Raw genomic sequence first — 23,576 nt, 5'->3', positions numbered from 1 at the left:
AGACCGGTACCGTGGGCACGAGCGACGCGCGTGAGGGGAGGGCAACCGTGACCATCGCCCGACCCGACCCCGTCCCGGATCCCGGTCCCGCCCGCCCGGCGTCGCGTACCCCGTCGGGGCTCTTTCCGGCCGGGCCGCCGACCAGACCCACCTACCGCGAACCGCACCCGGTGACCGCCGGTGGTGTCGCCGCCGGCGGTGGCGCGGCGGCTGCCTGGCTGCTGCTGTTCGGGCTGCTCGGGACCGACGTGGCCAGCTACGCGTGGTGGACGGTGGTGGCCGGCCTGCTGGCGTGGCTGACGGCTCTGGTGCTGGTCCGCCACGGCGATCGTGGCGTGGCCACCGGGGTGGCGATCGTGACCGCCGGTGGTTGGAGCATCGCCGCGGCCGTGGTGGCGGTCCGCTGGGCGACAAGCGGTGACTGGCCGCTGTGGTGAGCGTGTTCGGACCGACCCGGATCAGGGCCCGGACGACTGCGCCGCGTGCCCGGTTGGCTGCGTAGCGAACGCCGTCTTGACGTGGCCGTCGAGACTCGGCACCCTCGGCACTATGGCCTGGACCACCCCGCGGCAGGACCCGGATCGCAACCGCCGCCGCCTCCAGTTGCTCGCCGAGTTGGCGGGCGCTCGGGCGGTACGCCAGCGCAGCCGGCCGCAGCGACAGCGCACCGAGCGTCTGCGCCAACTCATCGCCACCCGCCGTCGGGTAGCCGGCTGATCCGACTTTGTCAGGTTTGGCCGGCGTCTCGGGGCGTTGACCGGTCGCCCGCCGACCCGACCGGCTAACGTGCACCCTTGACGAGTCGGCGCTGTGCCGAGGGCTTTTGGGGGAACCGTGTCGTACTTCGCTGCGGCCGTGGTGCGTGACGACAGTGGCTGGACCGCCGCCGAGGTCAGCCTGCGGGGCGCCACCGACATCGATGAGGTCGCCGACCGCCTGCGTGACGTCGACCAGGAAGCCGACGTGTCGCTGCTGTTCGTCGAGGCCGACGACGCGTACCTGGTGATCCTGCGTCTCGACGAGGGCGAGGATCTGCGGGTGTTCGGCTCGGACTCGGCGTACGCCGAGGAGTCCCGGCTGGGCCAGCTGCTGGTCGGTGACCTGAAGACGTCCGTGACCGGGCTCGACGGCGACGACGAGCCCCGCCCGGTCACCAGCGGCGACGAGGAGAGCGAGCAGCCCGCCGTCGACCCGGAGGCAGATCCGGTGGGCGACGCGGACCTGTTGGCCAACCTGGGCATCTCCGCGCAGAAGCTGCTGACGCTCTGCGGGACCGAGGGGATGCTGCCGGCGGACGTCACCTCCGAGATCTGCGAGGTCCTCGGGTGCGCCGACGAGGTCGAGGAGCTGCGTGAGGTCTGACCCCACCGGGTCGGCAGGGGACGGTGGGATCGTGCCCGCGGGCGGTGCGGAGCCGGCCGACGCCACCGATCCGCTGTTGGAGACGATCCGGCCGGGGCAGCCGACGCCCGGCGCCGTGGGTCGAGCCGGCCCGGGCGCGCACGAGGGGCTGGCCGACCCGGGCGACCTCGGTCGGCGGCAGCGGCACGAGCTGTGGATGCGCCGGGCCCTGGAGGTCGCCGTCACCGGCCCGGCCGCCTCCGTGGGCGCCGACGCGATCGATGACATTCCGGTGGGTGCGGTGCTCTACGGCCCGGACGGCGTCGAGCTGGCGACCGGGCGCAACGAGCGGGAGCTGACCGGCGACCCCACCGCCCACGCCGAGGTGCTGGCCCTGCGTCGTGGGGCGGAGCGCACCGGCCGGTGGCGGCTGGAGGGCTGCACCCTGGTGGTCACCCTGGAGCCGTGCACCATGTGCGCGGGCGCGCTGGTGCTGGCCCGGGTCTCCACAGTCGTGTTCGGCGCCTGGGAGCCGAAGACCGGCGCGGCCGGTTCCCTCTGGGACGTGCTGCGCGACCGCCGGCTCAACCACCGTCCCGAGGTCTACGGCGGCGTGCTGGAGGCCGAGACCGCCGCCGTCCTACGCGCGTTCTTCCGCTGAACCCGGGTCGGCACGCTTCCCCGCCTGCCATCGCCCACGCTGTCCGGGGTAGCCCCGTCGATCAGGCTGCGGGAAGGGTCACCGTGACGGTCAGGCCACCGGCCGGGCGGGGCCGCGCGTCGACGCTGCCGCCGTGGGCCCGGGCCACCGCGCGGACGATCGACAGCCCCAGACCGAAACCCCGCGCGCCCGCGACCCGCTCCCGGGACAGCCGGCGGAATGGCTGGAACATCGTCTCGACGTCGTAACCGGCGATCATCGGCCCGGTGTTCCGCACCGTGAGGGTTGGCTGGCCGTCGACGAGCCCGGTGCGCACCTCGACCCAGCCCTCGGTGGGCAGGTTGTGCCGCAGCGCGTTCTCCACCAGGTTGAACGCGAGCCGTTCCAGCAGCACCGGGTCGCCGTTGACCTGCGCCGGCGCGAACGAGCGGCGCACCAGGAGGTCGGGTGCCTGCCTCGCGGCCTGGTCGGTCACGTGCGCGCAGACCTCGGCCAGGTCGACGGGCGTACGTTCGGTCAGCTCGTTCTCCGAGTCCGCCAGGGTCAGCAGGCCGTCGATCAGCCGCTCGTGCCGCTCGTTGACCGCCAGCAGCGACTCGCCCAACCGTCGGGTCTCCACCGACGCGTCCGGGCGGGTGATGGCCAGCTCCACCAGGGCACGGTTGAGCGCCAACGGGGTACGCAGCTCGTGCGAGGCGTTCGCCACGAACCGGCGCTGCCCGTCGAACGAGCGGTCGAGCCGTCCCAGCATCTCGTCGAACGTGTCGGCGAGTTCGCGTACCTCGTCGCGGGGACCGTGGAGCGCGATCCGCTCGTGCAGGCCCCGGCCGGCGGTGTCCGCGCCGGCGATCCGTCGCGCCGTGTCGGTGACCTGCTGCAAGGGCTGTAACGCCCGGCCGGCGAGCAGCCAGCCGAAGGCGATGGCCACCGCCGACACCACTACCAACGCGATGCCACCCTGCGTGAGCAGCGACTCCAACGCGCTGCGTTTCGCCTCGTCCTGCGCGTCCTGAATGAGGGCGCGCAGGTTGTCGACGTTCTGCCCGCTGGGCGTCGTGGCGGTGACCTTCGGCAGGTCGCGCAGGCTCACCCCGAACGGCTGCGGCATCCGCTGATCCACCAGCACGTACGTGACGGCGAGCAGCACCATGCCGGCCAGCAGGAACAGCCCCCCGTAGATGAGGGTGAGCCGGGCGCGGATGGTCAGGCGTTTCATCGGATCTGGTACCCCGCTCCCGGCACCGTCTCGATCACCGGCGGGTCGCCGAGCTTGCGGCGCAGCTTCATCATCGTCACCCGGACCACGTTTGTGAACGGGTCGATGTGCTCGTCCCAGGCGCGTTCCAGCAGGTCCTCGGCGGAAACCACAGCGCCGTCGGCGCGGAGCAGCTCGGCCAGCACCGCGAACTCCTTGCGGGACAGCGCCACGTGCCGGTCGTCGCGGCGTACCTCGTGCCGGGCCGCATCGAGCTGGATGCCGGCGCGGCGCAGCGTCGGGGGCGCGGCCGGGCGGGCACGGCGGGTCAGCGCGTGCACCCGAGCCGACAGCTCGACCAGGGCGAACGGCTTGGTGAGGTAGTCGTCCGCGCCGAGCGCCAGCCCCGCTACCCGCTCCCGGACGGCCGCCGCGGCGGTCAGCATCAGCACCCGGGTCTCCCCGCCCGCGTCCACGATCGCCCGGCACACGTCGTCGCCGTGCACCACCGGCAGGTCCCGGTCCAGGACGACCACCGCGTACTCGTTGACACCGAGCCGTTCCAACGCGGCGTCGCCGTCGTACGCCACGTCGACCGCGAACGACTCCCGACGCAGCCACTCCGCGATGGCGTCCGCCAACATGGTCTCGTCCTCGACCACAAGCACTCTCACCCCTCCATGGTGCTCGGGGTGCGGTAACGGCGGCATAACCGCCGACGGTAACGCCGGGAATACGGCCGCCGGCGTCCACTGGGTGCCACGTTCGGCGAACCACGCCGGACCTGAGCGGAAGTGGACACCATGCGACGACAGATGCTTGCGATCCCCGTCCTGCTCGCCCTGGCGTTGGCCGCGTGCGGCGGGGGAGGCGACGACGGCAGCGGGGTCGCGACCGCCGGTGGTACGAAGGCCGGAGCCACGGCGAGCGGCACCCCGGTCAGTGACTCGGACCGGCAGCTCGCCTTCGCCAGGTGCATGCGGGAGAACGGGGTGGACATGCCCGACCCGGAGCCGGGTGGCCGTCCCAACTTCCGGTTCGGCCCCGACGTGGATCAGCAGAAGGTCCAGGCGGCGATGGAGAAGTGCCAGGACAAGCTGCCCAACGGTGGGCAGGGACCGCAGCTCAACCCCGAGCAGGCCGAGCAGATGCGCGCCCTCGCCAAGTGCATGCGCGAGAACGGTGTGCCGGACTTCCCGGACCCGGACGCCGACGGGCGGCTCCGGGTCGGGACCGGGGACAACGCGATCAACATCGGCGATCCGGCCCTGCGGGCCGCGATGGAGAAGTGCCGGCAGCTTGCGCCCCAGCTCGGGGGCGGCAAGTGACCGACGCCACCCGCCGCCCAGGGCTGCGCGCCGCCGTCGCCGTGGGGACCGTCGTGCTGGTCGCCGCCGTGGGCGTCGTCGCCGCAGTGGGCTTCGGCGGCGGCGACGGGGACGCCACCCAGGCCAGCGGCCCGGCGGCGACCGCCCCGATCACCCGGCAGACCCTCGCCGACACGCAGACCGCCGACGGCGAGTTGGGGTACGGGACGACGCGTACCGCCACGGCGAAGCTCAGCGGCACGATCACCGGGCTGCCCGCGACCGGGTCGACGGTGCGGCGCGGCAAGACGCTGTACCTCGTCGACAACGAGAAGGTGGTGCTCCTCTACGGCGGGCTGCCCGCGTACCGGACGCTGGCGCCCGGCACCGATGGTCCGGACGTCACCCAGTTCGAGCGGAACCTCAAGGCGCTGGGCTACACCGGGTTCACCGTCGACGACGAGTACACCGGCGACACCGCCGACGCGGTCCGTGACTGGCAGGAGGACCTCGGTCTGCCCGAGACCGGCCGGATCGAGCAGGGTCGCGTCGTGTACGCCGACGGGGAGGTCCGGGTGGAGAGCCACCAGGCCGACGTCGGTGCCGCCGCGCAGCCCGGTCAGGCGGTGTTGACCTACACCGGCACCAGCCGGGTGGTCACCGTCGACCTCGACATGGACGACCAGCGGCTGGCCAAGCGGAACGCGAAGGTCACGGTGAAGCTGCCGGACGGTCGGGCGGTCGCGGGCACGATCAGCACGGCCGAGACGGTCGTCCAGGCCGGTGCCTCCGGCGCGAACGGGCAGTCCGGCGAGACGGAGACGAAGATCGAGGTGACAGTCGCGGTCGCCGACCCGAAGGCACTCGCCGGCTTCGACCAGGCCAGCGCCACGGTGACATTCACCGCCTCGGAGCGCCGCGACGTGCTCACCGTCCCGGTGGCGGCGCTGCTGGCGCTCGCCGAGGGCGGCTACGGCGTCGAGGTCGTCGACGGCGACGGCAGCCGGATCGTCGCGGTGACGACCGGGCTGTTCGCCGACGGTCGGGTCGAGGTCAGCGGGTCGGAGATCGCCGAGGGCATGACGGTGGTGATGCCGAAATGACCTCTGACGTGATCGTCCTCGACCGGGTCAGCAAGCGGTACGCCGGTGGCGTGGTGGCGCTGGACGACGTCTCCCTGCGGATCGGTCACGGCGAGCTGGTGGCCATCGTCGGCCCGTCCGGGTCGGGCAAGTCGACGATGCTGCACCTGATCGGCACCCTGGACCGGCCGTCGTCGGGCAGCGTGCTCCTTGACGGGTACGACGTGGCGAAGCTGACCGACCGGGAACTGTCCGCGTTACGGGCCACCCGGATCGGCTTCGTCTTCCAGCAGTTCCACCTGGCCCCCGGCGTCCCGGTCGTGGACAACGTGGCCGACGGGTTGCTCTACTCCGGCGTACCCCTGCGGAGGCGTCGGGAGCGCGCGGAGGCCGCGTTGGTCCGGGTTGGCCTGGGTCATCGGCTCGGACACCGGCCGCACGAGCTGTCCGGCGGCGAACGGCAGCGGGTGGCGGTGGCCCGGGCGGTCGTCGGTGAGCCGGCGGTGCTGCTCGCCGACGAGCCGACCGGCAACCTCGACTCCCAGTCCGGCGCCGGGGTGTTGGAGCTGCTGCACGATCTGCACCGGGCCGGCACCACAGTCGTGGTGATCACGCACGACCGGGAGATCGCGGGAAGCCTGCCCCGGCAGGTGCGGATGCGCGACGGCGCGGTGCGGCACGACTCGGCCTTCGCGTCGGGCGGGGTCGGCTGATGGCGACGCTGAGTCCGGCCCGACTGCGGCCGGCGGACGTCCTGCGCGTCGGTGGGGTGGGGCTGCGGACCCGTCCGCTGCGGGCGTTCCTCTCCGCGTTGGGCATCGCGATAGGCATCGCCGCGATGATCGCGGTCGTCGGCATCTCCTCGTCGTCCCGGGCGGAACTGGACCGGGCGCTCGACGCCCTCGGCACCAACCTGCTCACCGTCGAGCCGGGCGACACCCTGCTCGGCGCGGACGCCCAGCTCCCCGAGGCCTCGGTCGCCATGATCGGCCGGATCGGTCCGGTGACGCAGGTGACAGCCACCGGGCAGGTTTCCGACGCCAAGGTGTACCGCACGGACCGGATTCCGGCGGCGGAGACCGGAGGCATCGCCACCCGGGCGGCCCGGTTGGACCTGCCGGGCGCCGTCGGAGCCGAGCTGGCCAGCGGCACCTGGCTCAACGAGGCCACCGCCCGCTATCCGGCGGTCGTCCTCGGTGCCACCGCCGCGCAGCGGCTCGGCATCACCTCGGCCGGTTCGCAGGTGCAGGTGTGGCTGGGCGGACGGTGGTTCACAGTGGTCGGCGTGCTCGCTGCCGTGCCGCTCGCCCCGGAGCTGGACGCCTCGGCGCTTGTCGGCTGGTCCGCCGCGACCGACTACCTGGGGTTCGACGGGCACCCGACCACCGTCTACACGCGGACGCAGGAGTCGCAGGTCGAGGCGGTGCGGTCGGTGCTCGGCGCGACCGCCAACCCCGAGGCGCCGAACGAGGTGGAGGTGTCCCGCCCCTCCGACGCGCTGGCCGCCGCCGAGGCGACCGACGACGCGTTCACCGGTCTGCTGCTGGGCCTCGGCGCGGTCGCCCTGCTGGTCGGTGGGGTGGGCGTGGCGAACACCATGGTGATCTCGGTATTGGAGCGACGGGCCGAGATCGGTCTGCGCCGCTCACTCGGGGCGACCCGCGGTCAGGTACGCACCCAGTTCCTCGCGGAATCGCTGCTGCTGTCCGCGTTCGGCGGGATCGGCGGAGTGCTGCTCGGCATCGCGGTCACCTCGGGGTACGCGCTGTCGCAGGGCTGGCCAGCCGTGGTGCCGGCGTGGGCGATGCTCGGCGGAGTAGGGGCGACCCTGGTGATCGGTGGCCTCGCCGGTCTCTACCCGGCGGTCCGCGCCGCCCGCCTCTCCCCGACGGAGGCCCTGACCACGGTCTGACCGGCATGCCGGTTCGGGCCGGCGCGGCGGCCTGGGCTGGCGTGGCGGTCTGGGCGTGGCGCGGTTCGGGGCCGCGCGCGGCGGCCTGGGGCCGGCGTGATGCGGAAGAGCGGTATGACTCTGCGGCATATTTATACCTCTGAGTCATACCGCTCTCAGCAGTGACACCTGCCGGACGGGTCAGGCGATGATCGTGTCGAGCGCGATCTCGACCATCTGGCTGAAGGTCTGCTCCCGCTCCTCCGACGTGGTCTTCTCGCCGGTCTTGATGTGGTCGCTGACGGTCAGCACGGTAAGCGCGCGGGCCTTGAACCGGGCGGCGATCGTGTAGAGCGCCGCCGACTCCATCTCCACCGCCAGCACGCCGTAGTCGGCGAGCGTGTCGTAGAGGTCCGGACGGTCGGTGTAGAAGGCGTCCGCCGCCAGGATCGGCCCGACGTGCATGGTGATGCCGCGCCGCTCGGCCACCTCGACCGAGGTACGCAGCAGCCCGAAGTCGGCCACCGGGGCGTAGTCGATCAGCCCGTCGAAGCGCATCCGGTTCATGTTCGAGTCGGTGGACGACCCGATCGCCGCGACCACGTCGCGCAGTTGCAGGTCGGTGCTGAGGGCCCCACAGGAACCGACCCGGATCAGCGTCTTCACGCCGTACTCGTTGATCAACTCGTGGGCGTAGATGGAGGCGGACGGCATGCCCATGCCGGAGCCCTGGACCGAGACCTCGACGCCGTTCCAGCGGCCGGTGAAGCCCAGCATGCCCCGAACCGTCGAGTAGCAGGTGGCGCCCTCGAGGTAGGTCTCCGCGATCCACTTGGCCCGCAGGGGGTCACCCGGCATCAGGACCCGCTCGACGATCTCGCCCGGCTTCGCGCCGATGTGCGTACTCATGGCAAAGATCCTGCCAGGCCGGCCGGAGCGATACCGGTTCGGCGTCCGAACCGGCGGTCCTGTACCCTCGTCGGCGGTGGCGTGTCCGAGCGGCCTAAGGAGCACGCCTCGAAAGCGTGTGAGGGTTAACGCCCTCCGAGGGTTCAAATCCCTCCGCCACCGCTCTGTAGTGCAGAAACGCCCGGTCGATCCGCGAGGATCGACCGGGCGTTTCCGCGTCAGAGCTGCTGCTCGCCGCCGTCGGCGAACAGCTCGCTGCCGGTCATGAAGCTGCTCTGGTCGGAGGCGAGGAAGAGCGCGGCGTTGGCGATCTCGTCCGGGTGGGCCATCCTGCCCATGGGAACGCTGGAGGTGATGGCCTTCAGCAGCCCGGGGGCCTCCTCGGGGCTGGACGCCAGGCCGGCGACGCCCGGGGTCTCGGTCGGGCCGGGGACCAGGGTGTTGACCCGGATCTTCCGGCCGACCAGCTCGGCGGCCCAGGTGCGGCCGAACGAGCGGATGGCGGCCTTGGAGGCGGCGTAGACGCTGAAGGCCGGGGTGCCGTTGGTCGCGGTCGTCGAGCCGGTCAGCACGATCGAGGCGCCCTCGTTGAGCAGGGGCAGGGCCTTCTGCACGGTGAAGATGGTGCCGTAGACGTTGGTGTCGAAGGTGCCGGCCACGTGCTCGACCGTGATCGCGTCGAGCGTACGGAACTCGCCGCCGCCGGCGTTGGCGAACAGCACGTCCAGCCCCGCGCCCCGGGCCTCGATCGCCCGCATCACCCGGTCCAGGTCGTCGAGCTTGCCGACATCGCCGGCGATGCCTGTGGCGTTGGCGCCGATGCTGGCCACGGCCTCGTCCAGCGGGCCCTTGCGGCGGCCGGTGACGAAGACGTACGCGCCTTCGGCGGCGAAGCGGCGGGCGGTGGCCAGGCCGATGCCCGTGGTGCCGCCGGTCACGAGGGCGGTCTTGCCGTCGAGCTGTCCCACGATCGATCTCCTTCACAAATTGTGTACCGAGCGGTACTGATCCGACCGTAACAACCCCTGACCTGGTCCGCAAATTTCTGTACCGATCGGTTTCCGTCGTGGGTAGGATGAGTCGGAGGAGGTGGTGGGCCGTGCCACAACGAGGGCGACCGCGGGGCTTCGACGCCGACGAGGCGCTGGAGCGCGCGCTTGAGGTGTTCTGGCGCCAGGGGTACGAGGGCGCCTCGATGAGCGACCTCACCGCCGCCATGGGTATCAACAAGCCGAGCCTCTACGCCGCCTTCGGCAGCAAGGAGGAGTTGTTCCGCAAGGCCGTGGCCCGCTACGCCGAACAGGACATGGGGTACGCGCGGCGCGCTTTCGCCCAACCCACCGCGTACGAGGTCGTCGCCACTCTGCTGCGCGAGAACGTGCTCGCCGTGACCCGACCCGACCGCCCGGCTGGCTGCCTGTCGATCCAGGGCGGCACCGCCTGCTCCAGCGACAACGCTGCGGTCGCCGGGTTCCTCGCCGGCAGCCGCCTGGCCGGGGAACACGCCCTCGCCGATCGGTTCACCCGCGCGGTGGCCGAAGGCGACCTGCCCGCCGACGCCGACCCGGCCGCGCTCGCCCGCTTCGTCATGAGCGTCACCGAGGGGCAGGCGATCCACGCCGCCGCCGGGGTCGCCCGGGAGGCGCTGCGGCAGACGGCGGAGATCGCGCTGGCTGGGTTCGCGGCCGTGTCCGGGGCGCGGCTTCCCGCACGCGCGGACACCCCGGCCTGAGCGCTCACCGTCGGACGAGCGCCGCCACTCCGTCGAGCAGCCGTTGCAGCCCGAACTCGAAGAGGCTGTCGGCGTTGAGGTCGATCGCCGACCGGGAGAGCCGGGTCAGGTGCGGAAACTCGCCGGCCGCGAGCAGTCGGCCCAGGGCGTCGGCCTGGGCCACCATCCACTCGTCGTCGGTCAGGCCGGTGTCCTGTTCCGCCTCGGCCCCCTGTTGCAGGTTCACCGCCGTGCCCCGTACGTGGTTGGCCAGGGCGGTCACCAGGTGCAACTGGGTGTGCGGGTCGAGGCCGCACCCGGCGAGGGCACGCAGGGCGCATTCGGTGTGCGCGACGGCGTTGGGCGCCATCAGCGGGCGGGTCAGCGAGACGACCTGGGCCAGCCAGGGGTGTCGACAGTAGATCGACCACTGCAGCCGGCAGAGCAGCTCCAGTTGGGCCCGCCATCCGGGCGGGAACGTGTCGGGCAGTCGATGCGCGGCGAAAGCGGCGTCCGCCATCAGCAGCAGCAGATGCTCCTTGCCGCGGACCTGCCGGTACAGCGACATGGTCGGCACGTCCAACTCGGTCGCGATGCGCCGCATGCTCAGCCCCGCCAACCCCTCGGAGTCGGCGATCCCGATGGCCGTCCGGACCACCTCGTCGCGGGTCACCCCGTGGGCGGGGCCGCGCCGCGCCTCGGCCCGGCCGGACCGAGCGGGCGGCGCCGTCGGCGAGCCGGAGACCACCATGCCCACGCCGGGCACGGCCTGGACCAGGTTCTCCTGCCGGAGCACGGTGAGGGCGCGACTCGCGGTCGCCATGGCGACCCCCCACTCCCGGACGATCTGGCGGGTGGACGGCACCCGGTCGCCGGGGCCCAGCTCACCCGACGCGACGCGCCGCCGTAGCTCCGCGACGATCCGCAGGTACGGGGGTGTGGACTCGTCGATCTCCGTCACCGTCGCTCTTCCCCTCGGCCGGAACCTGACCCTAGCGCACTAGAGCACCGGGAGCCGTCCTCCGGCCCTTCCTGGCGGGTGTCGACAGGTGCACTAGAGCTATCTGGCCGCCCCGTCCCCGAGCCGACATGCTCCCCACAGACGGCGTGTACGCCGTACATGATTCAACGATGGGGGACTGTCATGACCAGCATCCCGTACCGCCGGTGGGTCGTCGCGCTCGTCGCGGCCGCGCTCGTCGCGGCGGCGACTGCCGTCGGCCCGGCCGTGGCGGCCGGCCGTCCGGCCGCGGCCGTGGTGCGAACCGACCAGGGCGCCCTCCGCGGGACCGTCGCGGCGGACCACCGCACGTTCGAGGGCATCCCGTACGCGCGCCCGCCGCTGGGCGCGCTGCGCTGGGCCCCGCCACGACCCGGCCCGCGCTGGACGGGTGTACGCGACGCGACCCGGCCCGGTGCCGCCTGCGCCCAACTGAAAGGGTTGCCGATGGACGAAGCGTCGGCGTCCGAGGACTGCCTCTACCTCAACGTCACCACGCCGCGCACCTCCGCCCGGACGCCCCGACCGGTGCTGGTGTGGCTGCACGGCGGCGACTTCCGGTTCGGCCAGGGCGACGTCTACGGCGGGGAGCGGCTGGCCGCCGAGGGTGACGTCATCGTGGTCACGGTGAACTACCGGCTCGGTGCGCTCGGCTTCCTGGCGCATCCGGCGCTGGCCGGTCCGGACGGGTCCACCGGCAACTACGGGTTGCAGGACCAGCAGGCGGCGCTGCGCTGGGTCCGGCGCAACGCGGCGGCCTTCGGCGGAGATCCGGGCAGCGTCACCCTGGCCGGCCAGTCCGCAGGCGCGACAAGTGTCTGCGCCCACCTCGCCGCACCCGGTTCCGCCGGCCTGTTCCACCGCGCGATCATGCAGAGCAACTCGTGCGCCAACCCGGTCCAGTCCCGGTCGGAGGCGGTCCAGGCGGCGCAGGAGCTCGCTGGGCGGGTGGGCTGCACCGATCCCGGTGCGCTCGCCGCCTGCCTCCGGGGGCGGGACACCGCCACGCTCGTCGACGCCGTCGGCTACCCGGGCGTGGGCGTCGACCTTGGCCCGGCCGTCGACGGCCGTACCCTGCCGGCGGATCCCGCGGACGCGCTGGCCCGCGGCCGGTTGCACCAGGTGCCGGTGTTGACCGGGACGAACCGCGACGAGTCCACGCTCCAGGTGTGGGGGATGGAACGCAGCGGGATGAACTGCGCCCAGCCGCCCGCGCCGGGGCAGGAGCCCGAGTCGTGCCGGCTCACCGACGACCAGTACCGCGATCAGGTACGCGCCATGTTCGGCGACCGGGCCGAGGAGGTGCTGGCCCGCTATCCGAGCGACGACACGCGCTCCGCAAGCGAGGCGTTGGGGGCCGTGTGGACCGATCAGGGGTACGCGGAGCCGATCTACTCCGCGGCGCTGGCGTTCGCCCGAAGGGCGCCGACCTACGTGTACGAGTTCGCCGACGAGGACGCGCCGTTCTTCACCGAGGGGCCGGAGCCGACCTTCCCGACCGGCGCGTACCACTGCGCCGAACTGCCCTACCTGTTCGGCGTCGACTACGCCGAGGCGCTCACGCCCACCCAGCGACGGCTCTCCGCCGAGATGGTGCGCGCCTGGAGCGACTTCGCCCGCACGGGTCGGCCCGGGTGGCCCCGACTGCGTGCCGACGCCCCGTACGTGCGGGTCCTGGCCGGTGGCGGTGGGTCGGGCACGACGGACTTCGCGGCAACCCACTCGTACGACTTCTGGCGGTCGCTGCGCGGCTGACGCCGGGTCGGGCGGTCGGTCCACCACGGACCCGCCGCCCGCCGCCCGTCGCGCCGGGGCGTGTGCCGGCCGGGACGGCAGGGCCCGGCGCCCTGATCGGGTCGGACGGGTCAGCAGGGTCCGGCGTCCCGATCGCGTCGGACGGGTCAGCAGGGTCCGGCACCTTCGTCGAAGAGGCGGCGGGCCCAGTCGGCGTACCCGGCGATGGTTTTTCGGACCGTGCGTCCGTCGTGCAGGAAGAGGTACGCGCGGTCGCCGCTGCGGGCCAGCAGCCCGTCGAGCCGGTGCGTCCCCTGTGGAGCGGGCAGCCGCGTGACCGACGGGTAGCGAGCCCAGACCTCGTCGATCGGCGAGCCGGCCGTGATGCCCTCCGGTGTGCGCATCGGGTCACCGACCCACAGCAGCACCAGTCTGTCCTCGACGAAGACCGGGCTGACCGCGTCGTGGCCGGTGAGCACCGGTCCGCAGGCGTCCAGGTCGGTACGCAGGACGCCCCGGCGGGTCAGCTCGGCCTCGGTGTCGCCGAACTCGATGTTCCGCAGGCCCTTCAGGTCGATGACCTCGACGTTGCCGGCGGGCCGGTTCGGTGGCATCGGGCCGGGCGACGACGTACCGCTGCCCGCGATCGAGGCAGCAACCAGCAGCATGGCAATAAACGCGAATTGTCGCAATTTCATGGAATCCCCCAGTCCCCAACGGGATGGGGCCGCTCAAGTTGCTGCCCGTCGCCGGATTACTGGTTTTCCCACTGTTCGACAAGCTCGTCCCAGTAGTCGGCGCTGAGTCGCCGCCGCCCGTGCGCCAGCCACCCGTCGGTGTTGCGCTCCAGGTGCAGGCCCACCTCGGCGAACGGATCGATCCACGCCCCCCGCTCGACGCCGAGCCGGACCAGCGCCGCGTTGATCGGCCACTCCTCGCGCGGCACGTCGAGAACGTCGTCGAAGCACGGACCCCAGGACAGCGCGCCGCCCAACCACACCGCCGCCGACTGGTGACCGACGCCCCCGCCGAACTCGGCCTCCACGTACGCCACCGGCCCCGACCGCGACCAGCGTGCCAGCGGCTCGACCAGCGCCGGCGACAGCACCAGCTCGAAGGGCTGCGCGGCGCTCGGATCGTCGGTCGCATAGTCCGGCAGCGACCCGGTCAGCTCCACCACCAACTGCGGAGTGATCGGCAGCAGCGCGAAGTCCTGCCGCAGCTCGCCCAGGACCGCGTGATCCAGCTCGGCGGTCTGCTCGCGGAGCAGGTCCGCGTCCGCGACCACCGCGCTGAGCTGGTAACCCATCGAACCCTCCGCCGTCCACAGCCTGTGGATAGAACATGTGTACGACGGGTTCCGGGTCCGCCGGTCCCTGGCACGCTACCGGTGCGGCCGCCGGTGCCGCCGTCGCCGTTACGGCTGGTTCGGTGTCGGGGCCACGTCGCGTAGGGCGGCGGCGAGCAGATGCGGGTGCGAGAGCATCGGGTGGTGGCCGGTGGGCAGTTCGACGACGCGGGTGGCGCGAGTGGCCTGTGCACGTTGCAGCGCCGGTGGGGTGGCACGATCCCCGGCGCAGACGATCGCCGTCGACGGTCGGTGACGCCAGCCGGCATGCTGCACCGGGGCGGTGAGCACCGCTGCCGACTGGCGGGTCAGTCGGGCGACGGCGCCCTCGGCCGCCTGCTCGTCGCAGTCGTACAGGAACAGGTCGTGCACCGACTCGCGCCGTACGCCGAATGTGCCGTCCGGCGAGAAGTCCAGGTAGGGGGCCGGCTCACCCGGGCCCAGATCGGCAAGGGACTGGCCGACGTCCGGCAGGAACGAGCTGACGTACACCAGATGGCGCACGTCCCCGACGGCCTCGCTGCCACCGACGGCGGCCTCGGTGGCTACCACGCCTCCGTAGGAGTGCCCCACCAGCACCGCCGGCCCGACCTCGCGCAGTACTCGACGGGTCTCCGCGACGTCCGCCGCGAAGTCGGCCGGGGCGCCCGGCACCTCGCCGCAGCTCGGTAGCCGGACCGCGACGCTGTCCAAGCCGTCGGCGCGCAGCGCGGCGGCGACCCGCGACCACCACCACTCCCCGTCGCGGACGCAGGCACCGTGCACGAAGACAACAGTCATCACCGTCTCCCGTCCGGCGAACCCTCGGCGGGTCGCCCCGCCTTCGACGTTAGACGTATCGATCGTTACGTGAAAAAGTGGCGGTGTGGGACGTCGACCGCAGCCGGAGATCCGCGACAGGCTGCTCGACGGCTGCGTCGACCACCTGTTGGAGCATGGCCTCCCGGTCACCTCCCTGACGCCTGTCGCGACGGCGCTCGGGGTCAGCCCGCGCATGCTGATCTACCACTTCGCCACCAAGGACCGGCTGGTCCGGGCCGCGCTGGTCGAGGCCCGGCGGCGGCAGCGGGCGCTCTTCGACGAGGCGCTGCGCCACCGCCCCGACACCCGGTACGTCGACACCCTCGCCGCAGCCTGGACGACGCTCTCCGGTCCGCGGGGCAGCCGCTACGCACGCCTGTTCAGCGTCGTGCACGCCCTGCCGCCGAGCGAGACACCGTGGCCGGATTTCCCCACGATGGCGGTGCACGACTGGTTGCCCACGATCGCCGCCGGACTGCGCGCCGACGGCCACGCCTCGCCGGACGTGTTGGCCACGCTGGTCCTCGCAGTGGCGCGCGGGCTCCTGCTCGACGATCGGGCAACCGGCGAGCACGACCGGGCGGCCGAGGCGTACCGAGCCTTCCTCACCCTGCTCGACGGTTCCCTCCGCTGACACCGCCGCCGGCCGTGGCCTACGGCGGTGGGCCGTCAGGCGCGGTGGGGGAGGTGGGTGACGAACGCGCGCCAGGCCGTCGGCCCGAAGGTGAGCGCCGGCCCGCTCGGGTCCTTGGAATCCCGTACGCCGATCACGCCGGGCACGTTGTCGGCGACCTCGACACAGTTGCCGCCGTTGCCGCTGCTGCGGCTGCTCTTGCGCCACCGGGCGCCGTTCAGCTCCATGTCTCCGCCACTTCCGTCATCAAATCGACCGACTGCCGGTGGGACAGCGCCTCGCCGCGCACGTTCTCCCATGCCGCCATCATGGCCGCGATGTCGTCCGGGTCGCTAGCCACTTGTCCCTGGAGTTGGTTGTCGAGGTAGCCGGCCACCCGGTGGTCGTGACTGTGGGCGATCACGAACGGGCCGTTGAGGCCGGCGTACGCCCCAACCGCCCTGGGCACGACGTGCACCCGGATGTGCGGCTCCGCGCACGCCGCGACGACGGCCAGCAGTTGCTCGCGCATGGTCGCCCGGCCGCCCACCGGCCGGTGCAGGATCGCCTCGTCGATGACGGCCGTGAACTGCGGCGGGTCGTCCCGCTTGAGCACGCCCTGCCGGTTGAGCCGCACGCTGAGGTGCCGCTCGATCTCACCGCGGGGGATCAGGCCCGCGCCGCCGAGCACCGCGCGGGCGTACGCCTCGGTCTGGAGCAACCCCGGCAGGACCGTGGACTCGTACGAGCGCAGCGACACCGCCTCGCGCTCGATTTCCTGCCACGGACGAAACCAGATGGGGTCACGACGTCTTGAAGTGTCCGGCCAGATGTCCGACACGTCCTTGTGGAGGGCTTCCGCTGCCGCGAACCGGTGCCGAGGATGCGGGATGCGCCCCTCGGTCAACCAGCGCGCCACGGTCTTCGGGTCGACACCGACGGTCTCGGCGAGGGATTCGGTGGTGTGGCCGGTGTCGTTGAGCGCCACCCGCAGCGCGTCGTTCATGGCTCCTCCATCGGATGTCTCGAATATCTGAAGACCATATAGCTACGGGGTGTACTTGTCCGATTACGCGCCCCAGGGTGGTCCACAGAAGACGGCGAGGTCGGTGGAGGCGCAGCAGCCCGGCGGCCGACGTCAGTCAGGGGCCGCCCCGACGGGGAGGGCGGGGCGGCCCCTTCCACCGCGAAGGAGACCCGCCCATGCCCCGCCGCCACCGGAACCACCTGCCCACCCGTCCCACCTGGCGCTGCGCGGCGTGCGGCATCGCCTGGCCCTGCTCGGCGGCGAAGTTGCGGCTGCTCGGGGAGTACCGGCAGGACCGGCTGGCGTTGACCGTCTACCTGGCGACGCTCCAGGCCGAAGCCGGTGAACACCTCCGGGACGTCGACCCGGCCCGGCTCACCGAACGCTTCCTCTCCTGGGCCCGCGCCCGAGGGTGAAGGCCTGCGCAGGGCTTCGCGGTGACGAGCGCGCGGAGTGACGGCCTGGCCGGGACGAGCGCGCGGGGGTGAGGGCCTGCTCAGGGTCGCCAGATGACGACGCCCACGTCCTGTCGCCGCTCGGCGAAGCGGCCGTCCCGCGCCGCCGCCGTCAACAGCTCGCGTAGGTCGGCCTCGAAGGCGGCGAGCCGGTCGCCGAACAGGTGCGGTGCCGAGCTGGACAGCGAGAACACCGCCGAGACGATCTCGTCCACCGAGCGTTCCACGACCATCCCCTGTTCGACGGTGATGCGGGTGGGGCCGGTGAAGCCCGCCGCCAGCATGATCTCCCCCTCGCCGCTGGGAGTGCCCGAGGGCAGGGTTCCCTGACCGGCCCGGCGGACCGGCCCCAGGTAGCGCGAGACCAGCTCGTTGATCTGCGGCCAGGGCGGGCGGGGGTACGGCAGCGGGTCGTCCCCGGTCACGCCCTGGTGCGTGGTGGCGCCGACGTGGACCCAGGCCCCGTCCGGCCCGAGCATGTCCCGCACCCGCCGGGCCACGAGGGGCCGATCCATCCAGTGGAACGACTGCGCGAACGTGGCCACCCGGAACGTACCCAGATCGGCCGGCAGCGCCTCGGCCCGGAGGTGCCGCCACTCGACGGTGGTGGTCCCGGCCGTAACGGCTCTGCGCTGCGCCTCGGCGAGCATGCCCCGGTCGGGGTCGACCCCCACCGCCGCCTCGAACAGCGGCGCGAGCAGCAGCGTCAACGATCCGGGGCCGCAGCCGACATCCAGGAGCCGGCCGGTCCCGTCGAGATCGAGCGCGGCGCGGATCGCGTCGGCGAGTTCGGGTGGATAGGGCAGCCGGCCCACGCTGTAGTGGCGTGCGCTGCCCGCGAACAACGTCTCGTCCCACTCCCACGCCGTGTCAGCCACGCCGTCGATGAGACCACAGGGGTGAAGCCGGGCCGACCGATATTCGGTCGAGGACGCGTCCGCGGACGACTCAGGGCCGGTCCCCGTGGGGGCCGGCCCTGTCGTTCTTCCTGCTCAAGAGAGCGGAGGATACGAGATTCGAACTCGTGAGGGTGTAAACCCAACACGCTTTCCAAGCGTGCGCCCTAGGCCTCTAGGCGAATCCTCCGCGAGCCAGGATACAGGCCCCCGCCGACCGGGCCACCCCACCACCCCCTGAAGATCGACGGGCCGTCGGGTAGGGTTGGCGTCACCTCCCGTGCGGCGGTATCTCGTGAACCTCCCCAGGGCCGGAAGGCAGCAAGGATAAGCGAGCTCTGCCGGGTGCACGGGAGGCCTTTTCGTCTGCGGGCCGGTTGATCCACTCGACATCCCTGATGTCGGGGCATCCCGGGCACGCGGACACCCCGATTTCCAGGAAGCCGAGTCGATCAACGCGCGCCGACCAGGCTGCCCGCAACGCGCGCTGACCAGGCTGCCCCGGCGGGGTGGGTGGTCACCCGCGCCCGACCGGCGCAGAATGGCTCGGTCGAGAGGAGGCGGGACGAGTGACGCTGGCGCTCTACCGCAAGTACCGGCCGCGTACCTTCGCCGAGGTCATCGGGCAGGAGCACGTCACCGAGCCGTTGTCGCAGGCGCTGCGCAGCGGGCGGCTCAACCACGCCTACCTCTTCTCCGGCCCTCGTGGCTGCGGCAAGACCTCCAGCGCCCGGATCCTGGCCCGCTCGCTCAACTGTGAGCAGGGCCCCACCCCGGAGCCGTGCGGCAAGTGTGAGTCGTGCCGCTCGCTTGCCATCGACGGCGCGGGCTCGATCGACGTGATCGAGATCGACGCGGCCAGCCACGGTGGTGTCGACGACGCCCGTGAGCTGCGCGAGCGCGCCTTCTTCGCGCCGGCCAGCAGCCGCTTCAAGATCTACGTGATCGACGAGGCGCACATGGTCTCGACCCAGGGCTTCAACGCCCTGCTCAAGCTCGTCGAGGAGCCCCCGGAGTACGTCAAGTTCATCTTCGCCACCACCGAGCCGGAGAAGGTCCTCGGCACGATCCGGTCGCGGACCCACCACTACCCGTTCCGGCTGATCCCGCCGAAGGTCCTCCGCCCGTACCTGGAGCAGCTCACCCAGGCCGAGGGCGTCGCCGTCGAGCCTGCGGTCTTCCCCCTGGTGGTCCGCGCCGGTGGCGGCAGCGCCCGGGACAGCCTCTCCGTGCTCGACCAGCTCATCGCCGGCGCCGGCCCGGAGGGCGTCAGCTACGCACGGGCCGCCGCGCTGCTCGGGGTCACCGACGCCGCGCTTATCGACGAGATGTGCGACGCGCTGGCCGCCGGTGACGGCGCCGCCGCGTACGGCACCGTCGACCGGGTCGCCGAGGCCGGACACGACCCGCGCCGGTTCGCGTCGGACCTGCTGGAACGGCTGCGCGACCTGATCGTGATCCAGCAGGTGCCGGACGCCGCCGCGAAGGGCCTCATCGACGGCCCCGCCGACCAGATCGAGCGGATGGCCGCCCAGGCTTCGCAGCTCGGCCCGGCCACGCTCTCCCGCTGCGCCGACATCGTGCACGACGGCCTGGTCGAGATGCGCGGCACCACCGCACCCCGCCTGCTGCTGGAGCTGATCTGCGCCCGCATGCTGCTGCCCGGCGTGGACGACTCCACAGGCGGCCTGCTCCAGCGCCTCGAACGGATGGAGCGCCGGCTCACCCTGAGCGGCACCGACGCGCCGTCGGCCGCCGCCGGCTCCGCGCCGGCGGCCCACCCGGGAGTACGCCCACAGCACGCCCCTCCGGTCCCGGCTGCCGCCACCCCGGCACCCGCCAACGCCCCGACCTCCGCACCGCCCTGGGACGTCGACCCGACCGCGTCCCCGACCCCGGGCGCGCGGCCCACAGTCGCGGCAGGCCCGACCGCCTCAGCCTCGGGCGCTGCCGGCTCGGGCTCGGCGGGTTCGAATGCTGCCGCCCTGGGCGCTGCGGGCTCGGGCGCTCGTGCCTCGGGCGCACCGGCCTCGTACGCGCCCTCGGGGGCCGACTCACCGATTCCGGCATCGCCCGGCGCGTCGGCAGTCGCGGCGTCGACCTCCGCTGACCCGGCCGCATCCGTCTCGCCCGCCGGACCGGGTGCCGGCTCGCCGGCCCCGCGTCGCGTGGTACCGCCGTCGGCGGTGCTGCCCGACCCGGCGACACCCGTGCCGCCCCGCCCCGGAGCGCCGGCCGCCGCGCTTGACGCGGTAGCGGTCCGCCGGGTCTGGCCCGACGTGGTCGGCAAGGTCAACCGGACCAACAAGCGGATCGCCGCCCTCATGCGCGACGCGGTCGTGCGGGAACTCGACGGCGACATGCTGGTGCTGACGGTGAAGTCCACAGTGCTGGCCAAGATGATGGCCGACCACGCGGCGGTGCTGACCGACGCGCTCTACGAGGAACTGGGCGGACGCTGGCAGATCCGCTGCGAGGTGGCCGGCGAGCGGGGTGGCGTGTCGCTGTCCGGCCCGCAACGCTCCCAGCCGACCACTCCGACCACGGCGGCCGCGCCGCCTGCCCCACCGAACGCGCCCGCTGCCGGTCCGACGAGCGCCCCGCCCGCCGTGAACGCACACGGCGCTGCGTCGAATGCCGGTCCGACGGGTGGCGCGTCGAACGCGCCCGCTGCCGGTCCGACGAGTGCCCCGCCCGCGATGAACGCACACGGCGCGGCGGCGAGCGCCGGCCCGACGGGCGGCGTGTCGAACGCGCACGGGGCTGCGCCGGGTGCCGGCCCGGCTAGCGGCGCGTCGAACGCGTACGCCGCGCCCGCCATGAACGCGCACGTCTCGCCGAACGCGCCCGCCGCCGGCGGCCCGACGAACGCAGCGTTCACCGGAGCGAGTTCGACAGGTACTGCCGGCCGGGGTTCGCGTGGCGGCGCCGGTGCGGGCGGGTCCGCCGGCCACGGTGCGGGTAGCCAGGGCGGCGGGCAGCCCGCCGAGGCGGTTGCCGACGAGGATGACTGGCCGGAGGCGGCCCGTCCCGGCGGCCACGCTCCTGCCCCCGCCACGGATGCCCCAGCCACCGATGCCCCAGCCACCGATGACGAGGACTGGCCGGAAGCCGCCCGGCCCGGCGGCGCGGCCACCGGCAACGGTGTCCCGGGCGATTCCGGCTCGGCACTCACGCCGGTCAGCACGAACGGTGCTGGCGGCCCCGCCGGCCCAGGCGCGGCGAACGGCTCGAACGGCTCCCACGGCGGCAAGCCAGGTGGCACCGGTTCGACGACCGGTAGGCCGGACGCGCGGGCGGCCAACCCGACACCGGCGGCTCGGCAGCCGGCGACAGCCGGTGGCGCCCCGGTGAGCAGCGCCATCGCCGCGGCTCGCGCGGCGGCGGCGGGACGCGGTCCGCGTACCGCATCGGCTGCCCGGCCCGTCGCGGACGCCGAATGGGCCGGCGAGCCTCCCTACGACCCGGACTTCGACGGCCCGCAGCGCGGCGGACGGCCGGGTGGCGCGGCACCGGCGGCGACCCCCACCTACGAGGGGTTCGACCCGGGCGACGAGCCGTTGGACGAGGTCATCGACGAGAAGACCGCCCGGGAGTCGAGCGAGGAGCAGGCGGTACGGCTGCTGCGCGAGACGTTCGGGGCCGAGAAGATCGACGAGGTCGACGCCCGCTAGATCCTTGTCCCTGATCGTTGGCAGCTGAGCGACTCGACACGCCGAGTAGCGCCCCGCTGAGGTGCCAACGATCGCCGTGCCCGTGCCGCTCTGCCACGCTAGGTCGCTGCGGCCGAGCGGTTGCGTGCCGGCCGGTCGGCGGGGGTTTCGGTGAGCAGCGCACCCAGGCAGCAGGCCCACACGGGGAAGGGCAGTACGGCCACGCGTTCCATGCCGCCCACACCGATCCCGAGGCCCTGCTGGGCGAAGAACAGCACCGTCCCGGCGAGCGCGGTGAGCCCGGCGGCCAGGGTGAGCCCTCGCCACCCGCCGAGCACCGTGGTGTTCGGCGCGAAGCCGGCGATGAGCAGGCCGACGTTGCCCACTCCCATGATCAGGAATGCGCCGAGGACGTGCCGGTTCTCGTCGACGTCGGCGGGGTTGAGGGCCGCCAGGGCGTACCCGCCGGCGGCCAGCAGCAGCAGGGTCTGCGCCGAACGCACCACGATGCCGCGACCGAGGAGCCGCCAGGTCAGCAGCAGCCCGGCGGCGAGCAGGACGGCCGTGGCCAGCATCGCGGCGTTCATCAGCGGGTGCCAGGGGGAGCAGACGTAGCGGGGCCGGGTGGTGTCCCAGATCCCACAGTGCGCGTTGCCGAGGTCGCTGATGTTGTGGATGGCCCAGCTGTAGGCCGGGTCGCGCCAGCGCAGACCGGTGACGAGGCTCGCGACCAGGAAGATCGGTACGGCCGCCACCCAGCAGAGCGCGCCGACGCGGCCGGTGCGGTTGAGGTTCATGCCGTCGAGCACACCAGCGCGGTGGCACCCGGCGCACTACCCGCAGATGGCCGGTTCGGGGTAGTGGTAGGCGTACCCGGAGGGCTCGGCGTGGGCGGACGCACCGGGCGGGGCGGGGTCGGTCCCAGCGGTTAGGCTGGTCGGCGGCCGAGCAGACGAGTGCGAGAAGGAGCCATCCGTGCGCCCAGGTGGACAGCCGAACATGCAGCAGATGCTGAAGCAGGCGCAGAAGATGCAGCAGCAGATCGCCGCCGCCCAGGCCGAGCTGGCCGAGGCCGAGCTGACCGGCACCGCCGGCGGAGGGCTGGTCACCGCGACGGTCTCCGGCTCCGGCGAGCTGAAGGCCATCAAGATCGACCCGAAGGCCGTCGACCCGGACGACGTGGAGACGCTCGAGGACCTGGTGGTCGCGGCCGTGCACAACGCCGCCGAGGCCGCGCGCGAGTTGACCGAGCGCAAGATGGGTCCGGTCGCCGGCGGCATGGGCGGCCTCGGCCTGCCCGGTTTCTGAGCCGGCAGATGTACGAGGGCGCCATCCAGGATCTGATCGACGAGCTGGGGCGACTGCCGGGCGTGGGCCCGAAGAGTGCCCAGCGGATCGCGTTCCACGTCCTGTCGGCCGACCCGGCCGACGTCACCCGGCTGGCCGGCGCGCTGCGCAAGGTCAAGGAGCTGGTGCGCTTCTGCACGACCTGTTACAACGTGGCCGAGTCCGAGCAGTGCCGGATCTGCCGCGACCAGCGCCGCACCGACGAGGTGCTGTGCGTGGTGGAGGAGCCCAAGGACGTGGTGGCCATCGAGCGGACCGGTGAGTTCCGTGGTCGCTACCACGTGCTCGGCGGCGCGATCAATCCGCTGGAGGGGATCGGGCCGGACAATCTGCGCATCCGCGAGCTGATGACCCGGTTGAGCGGCGGCGCGGTCCGGGAGTTGATCCTGGCGACCGACCCGAACACCGAGGGTGAGGCGACCGCCACCTATCTGGCGCTGATGGTGAAGCCGATGGGGATCGCGGTGACCCGGCTGGCCAGTGGGCTGCCGGTGGGCGGCGACCTGGAGTACGCCGACGAGATCACCCTGGGCCGGGCCTTCGAGGGCCGTCGGGCCGTCTGACCTCGTACACCGTCACGGTTGTCGGCGGTGGCTACAACTGAG

Annotated in this window: 27 protein-coding genes, 2 tRNA genes and 1 other RNA gene; 17 read left to right on the top strand and 13 right to left on the bottom strand. The window is 72.8% G+C overall.

Features of this window, described 5'->3' with window-relative positions; translation table 11 throughout:
• Positions 1-47: 47 nt before the first annotated feature.
• The 4 genes from MILUP08_RS33435 (at position 48) to MILUP08_RS33425 (ending at position 2,002) form a co-directional block, all read left to right on the top strand.
• Entirely contained in the window at positions 48-437 is a 390-nt protein-coding gene (locus tag MILUP08_RS33435; RefSeq protein ID WP_007466317.1) for a hypothetical protein, read from the top strand.
• A gap of 112 nt (positions 438-549) precedes the next feature.
• Positions 550-717 (top strand): hypothetical protein, encoded by a 168-nt coding sequence (locus MILUP08_RS36225; RefSeq protein ID WP_167626078.1) that lies wholly within the window; start codon positions 550-552, stop codon positions 715-717.
• A gap of 117 nt (positions 718-834) precedes the next feature.
• Entirely contained in the window at positions 835-1,362 is a 528-nt protein-coding gene (locus MILUP08_RS33430; RefSeq protein ID WP_007466314.1) for a tRNA adenosine deaminase-associated protein, read from the top strand.
• A 196-nt stretch (positions 1,363-1,558) separates the two neighbouring features.
• On the top strand, positions 1,559-2,002 hold the full coding sequence (locus MILUP08_RS33425; protein ID WP_144057243.1) for a nucleoside deaminase: 444 nt from the start codon (positions 1,559-1,561) through the stop codon (positions 2,000-2,002).
• A gap of 61 nt (positions 2,003-2,063) precedes the next feature.
• Here MILUP08_RS33425 and MILUP08_RS33420 read toward each other — a convergent pair whose 3' ends face one another.
• Positions 2,064-3,218, bottom strand: a complete 1,155-nt coding sequence (locus MILUP08_RS33420; RefSeq protein ID WP_007466311.1) for a sensor histidine kinase — start codon at positions 3,216-3,218, stop codon at positions 2,064-2,066.
• Entirely contained in the window at positions 3,215-3,871 is a 657-nt protein-coding gene (locus tag MILUP08_RS33415; RefSeq protein ID WP_193376595.1) for a response regulator transcription factor, read from the bottom strand. The genes MILUP08_RS33420 and MILUP08_RS33415 overlap by 4 nt, the downstream gene beginning before the upstream one ends.
• Before the next feature lie 129 nt (positions 3,872-4,000).
• Here MILUP08_RS33415 and MILUP08_RS33410 point away from each other — a divergent pair, with 129 nt between their 5' ends.
• Genes MILUP08_RS33410 through MILUP08_RS33395 form a run of 4 tightly spaced genes read left to right on the top strand, consistent with a single transcriptional unit; the run spans position 4,001 to position 7,498 of the window.
• Positions 4,001-4,525 (top strand): hypothetical protein, encoded by a 525-nt coding sequence (locus tag MILUP08_RS33410; RefSeq protein WP_007466307.1) that lies wholly within the window; start codon positions 4,001-4,003, stop codon positions 4,523-4,525.
• Positions 4,522-5,607 carry a peptidoglycan-binding protein gene (locus tag MILUP08_RS33405; protein ID WP_007466306.1) on the top strand — a complete coding sequence of 362 codons (1,086 nt, stop codon included), beginning with the start codon at positions 4,522-4,524 and terminating at the stop codon, positions 5,605-5,607. The genes MILUP08_RS33410 and MILUP08_RS33405 overlap by 4 nt, the downstream gene beginning before the upstream one ends.
• Entirely contained in the window at positions 5,604-6,299 is a 696-nt protein-coding gene (locus MILUP08_RS33400; RefSeq protein ID WP_007466304.1) for an ABC transporter ATP-binding protein, read from the top strand. The genes MILUP08_RS33405 and MILUP08_RS33400 overlap by 4 nt, the downstream gene beginning before the upstream one ends.
• Complete coding sequence (locus tag MILUP08_RS33395) at positions 6,299-7,498, top strand: ABC transporter permease (protein WP_007466302.1); 1,200 nt, start codon at positions 6,299-6,301, stop codon at positions 7,496-7,498. The genes MILUP08_RS33400 and MILUP08_RS33395 overlap by 1 nt, the downstream gene beginning before the upstream one ends.
• A 180-nt stretch (positions 7,499-7,678) precedes the next feature.
• Here the strand turns inward: MILUP08_RS33395 and deoD are convergent, their stop codons facing one another.
• Complete coding sequence (gene deoD / locus MILUP08_RS33390; protein WP_007466300.1) at positions 7,679-8,386, bottom strand: purine-nucleoside phosphorylase; 708 nt, start codon at positions 8,384-8,386, stop codon at positions 7,679-7,681.
• Positions 8,387-8,461: 75 nt separating this feature from the next.
• On the opposite strand from deoD, the gene MILUP08_RS33385 reads away from it, so the two are divergent.
• Positions 8,462-8,548: transfer RNA gene (locus MILUP08_RS33385), tRNA-Ser, on the top strand.
• Positions 8,549-8,604: 56 nt separating this feature from the next.
• On the opposite strand, the gene MILUP08_RS33380 is transcribed toward MILUP08_RS33385, so the two are convergent.
• A complete protein-coding gene (locus MILUP08_RS33380) occupies positions 8,605-9,354 on the bottom strand; it encodes an SDR family oxidoreductase (RefSeq protein ID WP_007466298.1) in 750 nt (249 codons plus the stop codon).
• A 131-nt stretch (positions 9,355-9,485) separates the two neighbouring features.
• Between MILUP08_RS33380 and MILUP08_RS33375 the strand changes: the two genes are divergently transcribed.
• Positions 9,486-10,118 carry a TetR/AcrR family transcriptional regulator gene (locus MILUP08_RS33375; protein ID WP_007466296.1) on the top strand — a complete coding sequence of 211 codons (633 nt, stop codon included), beginning with the start codon at positions 9,486-9,488 and terminating at the stop codon, positions 10,116-10,118.
• A 4-nt stretch (positions 10,119-10,122) separates the two neighbouring features.
• Here the strand turns inward: MILUP08_RS33375 and MILUP08_RS33370 are convergent, their stop codons facing one another.
• The gene (locus MILUP08_RS33370; protein ID WP_007466295.1) at positions 10,123-11,058 is read right to left on the bottom strand and encodes a TetR/AcrR family transcriptional regulator C-terminal domain-containing protein; all 936 of its coding nucleotides are present in this window, start codon (positions 11,056-11,058) and stop codon (positions 10,123-10,125) included.
• A gap of 183 nt (positions 11,059-11,241) precedes the next feature.
• Here MILUP08_RS33370 and MILUP08_RS33365 point away from each other — a divergent pair, with 183 nt between their 5' ends.
• Positions 11,242-12,852, top strand: coding sequence for a carboxylesterase/lipase family protein (locus MILUP08_RS33365; RefSeq protein WP_007466294.1), 1,611 nt, complete (start codon positions 11,242-11,244; stop codon positions 12,850-12,852).
• Positions 12,853-12,998: 146 nt separating this feature from the next.
• On the opposite strand, the gene MILUP08_RS33360 is transcribed toward MILUP08_RS33365, so the two are convergent.
• The 3 genes from MILUP08_RS33360 to MILUP08_RS33350 all read right to left on the bottom strand — a co-directional run bounded on the left by MILUP08_RS33360 (position 12,999) and on the right by MILUP08_RS33350 (position 14,959).
• On the bottom strand, positions 12,999-13,493 hold the full coding sequence (locus MILUP08_RS33360) for a thioredoxin domain-containing protein (RefSeq protein WP_039909139.1): 495 nt from the start codon (positions 13,491-13,493) through the stop codon (positions 12,999-13,001).
• Between the two features lie 92 nt (positions 13,494-13,585).
• On the bottom strand, positions 13,586-14,140 hold the full coding sequence (locus MILUP08_RS33355) for a hypothetical protein (RefSeq protein ID WP_007466292.1): 555 nt from the start codon (positions 14,138-14,140) through the stop codon (positions 13,586-13,588).
• A 108-nt stretch (positions 14,141-14,248) separates the two neighbouring features.
• Entirely contained in the window at positions 14,249-14,959 is a 711-nt protein-coding gene (locus MILUP08_RS33350; protein WP_007466291.1) for an alpha/beta fold hydrolase, read from the bottom strand.
• Positions 14,960-15,044: 85 nt separating this feature from the next.
• Here MILUP08_RS33350 and MILUP08_RS33345 point away from each other — a divergent pair, with 85 nt between their 5' ends.
• Positions 15,045-15,614, top strand: a complete 570-nt coding sequence (locus MILUP08_RS33345) for a TetR/AcrR family transcriptional regulator (protein ID WP_007466290.1) — start codon at positions 15,045-15,047, stop codon at positions 15,612-15,614.
• A 35-nt stretch (positions 15,615-15,649) separates the two neighbouring features.
• Here the strand turns inward: MILUP08_RS33345 and MILUP08_RS33340 are convergent, their stop codons facing one another.
• Positions 15,650-15,841 carry a DUF397 domain-containing protein gene (locus MILUP08_RS33340; protein ID WP_007466289.1) on the bottom strand — a complete coding sequence of 64 codons (192 nt, stop codon included), beginning with the start codon at positions 15,839-15,841 and terminating at the stop codon, positions 15,650-15,652.
• A complete protein-coding gene (locus MILUP08_RS33335; protein WP_007466288.1) occupies positions 15,832-16,599 on the bottom strand; it encodes a helix-turn-helix domain-containing protein in 768 nt (255 codons plus the stop codon). The genes MILUP08_RS33340 and MILUP08_RS33335 overlap by 10 nt, the downstream gene beginning before the upstream one ends.
• Before the next feature lie 197 nt (positions 16,600-16,796).
• Here MILUP08_RS33335 and MILUP08_RS33330 point away from each other — a divergent pair, with 197 nt between their 5' ends.
• Positions 16,797-17,036 carry a hypothetical protein gene (locus MILUP08_RS33330; protein WP_007466287.1) on the top strand — a complete coding sequence of 80 codons (240 nt, stop codon included), beginning with the start codon at positions 16,797-16,799 and terminating at the stop codon, positions 17,034-17,036.
• A gap of 80 nt (positions 17,037-17,116) precedes the next feature.
• Here the strand turns inward: MILUP08_RS33330 and MILUP08_RS33325 are convergent, their stop codons facing one another.
• The gene (locus MILUP08_RS33325; protein WP_007466285.1) at positions 17,117-17,953 is read right to left on the bottom strand and encodes a class I SAM-dependent methyltransferase; all 837 of its coding nucleotides are present in this window, start codon (positions 17,951-17,953) and stop codon (positions 17,117-17,119) included.
• Between the two features lie 123 nt (positions 17,954-18,076).
• A tRNA-Ser gene (locus MILUP08_RS33320) sits at positions 18,077-18,161 on the bottom strand.
• 82 nt (positions 18,162-18,243) lie between these two features.
• Between MILUP08_RS33320 and ffs the strand changes: the two genes are divergently transcribed.
• Together ffs and MILUP08_RS33315 are read left to right on the top strand one after the other, a co-directional pair.
• Positions 18,244-18,333: signal recognition particle sRNA small type (ffs, locus tag MILUP08_RS34245), an RNA gene on the top strand.
• 207 nt (positions 18,334-18,540) lie between these two features.
• Positions 18,541-21,645 (top strand): DNA polymerase III subunit gamma and tau, encoded by a 3,105-nt coding sequence (locus MILUP08_RS33315; protein ID WP_007466283.1) that lies wholly within the window; start codon positions 18,541-18,543, stop codon positions 21,643-21,645.
• 98 nt (positions 21,646-21,743) lie between these two features.
• Here the strand turns inward: MILUP08_RS33315 and MILUP08_RS33310 are convergent, their stop codons facing one another.
• Positions 21,744-22,421, bottom strand: coding sequence for a DUF998 domain-containing protein (locus tag MILUP08_RS33310; RefSeq protein ID WP_007466281.1), 678 nt, complete (start codon positions 22,419-22,421; stop codon positions 21,744-21,746).
• 202 nt (positions 22,422-22,623) lie between these two features.
• On the opposite strand from MILUP08_RS33310, the gene MILUP08_RS33305 reads away from it, so the two are divergent.
• Together MILUP08_RS33305 and recR are read left to right on the top strand one after the other, a co-directional pair.
• Positions 22,624-22,932: a YbaB/EbfC family nucleoid-associated protein gene (locus MILUP08_RS33305; RefSeq protein WP_007466279.1), complete on the top strand. Its 309-nt coding sequence runs from the start codon at positions 22,624-22,626 to the stop codon at positions 22,930-22,932.
• Positions 22,933-22,940: 8 nt separating this feature from the next.
• Positions 22,941-23,534: a recombination mediator RecR gene (gene recR / locus MILUP08_RS33300; protein WP_007466277.1), complete on the top strand. Its 594-nt coding sequence runs from the start codon at positions 22,941-22,943 to the stop codon at positions 23,532-23,534.
• Positions 23,535-23,576 lie beyond the last annotated feature (42 nt).

It is taken from the genome of Micromonospora lupini str. Lupac 08, assembly GCF_000297395.2.
Taxonomy (GTDB): Bacteria; Actinomycetota; Actinomycetes; order Mycobacteriales; family Micromonosporaceae; genus Micromonospora; species Micromonospora lupini.
Note: the sequence above shows the minus strand (reverse complement) of the source record. Positions and strands in the feature narration are given on the sequence as shown.

Coding starts and splice junctions, on each gene's coding strand:
- MILUP08_RS33335 (WP_007466288.1), bottom strand. CDS start 16,599: ATGAACGACGCGCTGCGGGTGGCGCTCAACGACACCGGCCACACCACC.
- MILUP08_RS33350 (WP_007466291.1), bottom strand. CDS start 14,959: ATGACTGTTGTCTTCGTGCACGGTGCCTGCGTCCGCGACGGGGAGTGG.
- MILUP08_RS33355 (WP_007466292.1), bottom strand. CDS start 14,140: ATGGGTTACCAGCTCAGCGCGGTGGTCGCGGACGCGGACCTGCTCCGC.
- MILUP08_RS33395 (WP_007466302.1), top strand. CDS start 6,299: ATGGCGACGCTGAGTCCGGCCCGACTGCGGCCGGCGGACGTCCTGCGC.
- MILUP08_RS33340 (WP_007466289.1), bottom strand. CDS start 15,841: ATGGAGCTGAACGGCGCCCGGTGGCGCAAGAGCAGCCGCAGCAGCGGC.
- MILUP08_RS33310 (WP_007466281.1), bottom strand. CDS start 22,421: ATGAACCTCAACCGCACCGGCCGCGTCGGCGCGCTCTGCTGGGTGGCG.
- MILUP08_RS33400 (WP_007466304.1), top strand. CDS start 5,604: ATGACCTCTGACGTGATCGTCCTCGACCGGGTCAGCAAGCGGTACGCC.
- MILUP08_RS33410 (WP_007466307.1), top strand. CDS start 4,001: ATGCGACGACAGATGCTTGCGATCCCCGTCCTGCTCGCCCTGGCGTTG.
- MILUP08_RS33365 (WP_007466294.1), top strand. CDS start 11,242: ATGACCAGCATCCCGTACCGCCGGTGGGTCGTCGCGCTCGTCGCGGCC.
- recR (WP_007466277.1), top strand. CDS start 22,941: ATGTACGAGGGCGCCATCCAGGATCTGATCGACGAGCTGGGGCGACTG.
- MILUP08_RS33305 (WP_007466279.1), top strand. CDS start 22,624: ATGCAGCAGATGCTGAAGCAGGCGCAGAAGATGCAGCAGCAGATCGCC.
- MILUP08_RS33330 (WP_007466287.1), top strand. CDS start 16,797: ATGCCCCGCCGCCACCGGAACCACCTGCCCACCCGTCCCACCTGGCGC.
- MILUP08_RS33420 (WP_007466311.1), bottom strand. CDS start 3,218: ATGAAACGCCTGACCATCCGCGCCCGGCTCACCCTCATCTACGGGGGG.
- MILUP08_RS33425 (WP_144057243.1), top strand. CDS start 1,559: ATGCGCCGGGCCCTGGAGGTCGCCGTCACCGGCCCGGCCGCCTCCGTG.
- MILUP08_RS36225 (WP_167626078.1), top strand. CDS start 550: ATGGCCTGGACCACCCCGCGGCAGGACCCGGATCGCAACCGCCGCCGC.
- deoD (WP_007466300.1), bottom strand. CDS start 8,386: ATGAGTACGCACATCGGCGCGAAGCCGGGCGAGATCGTCGAGCGGGTC.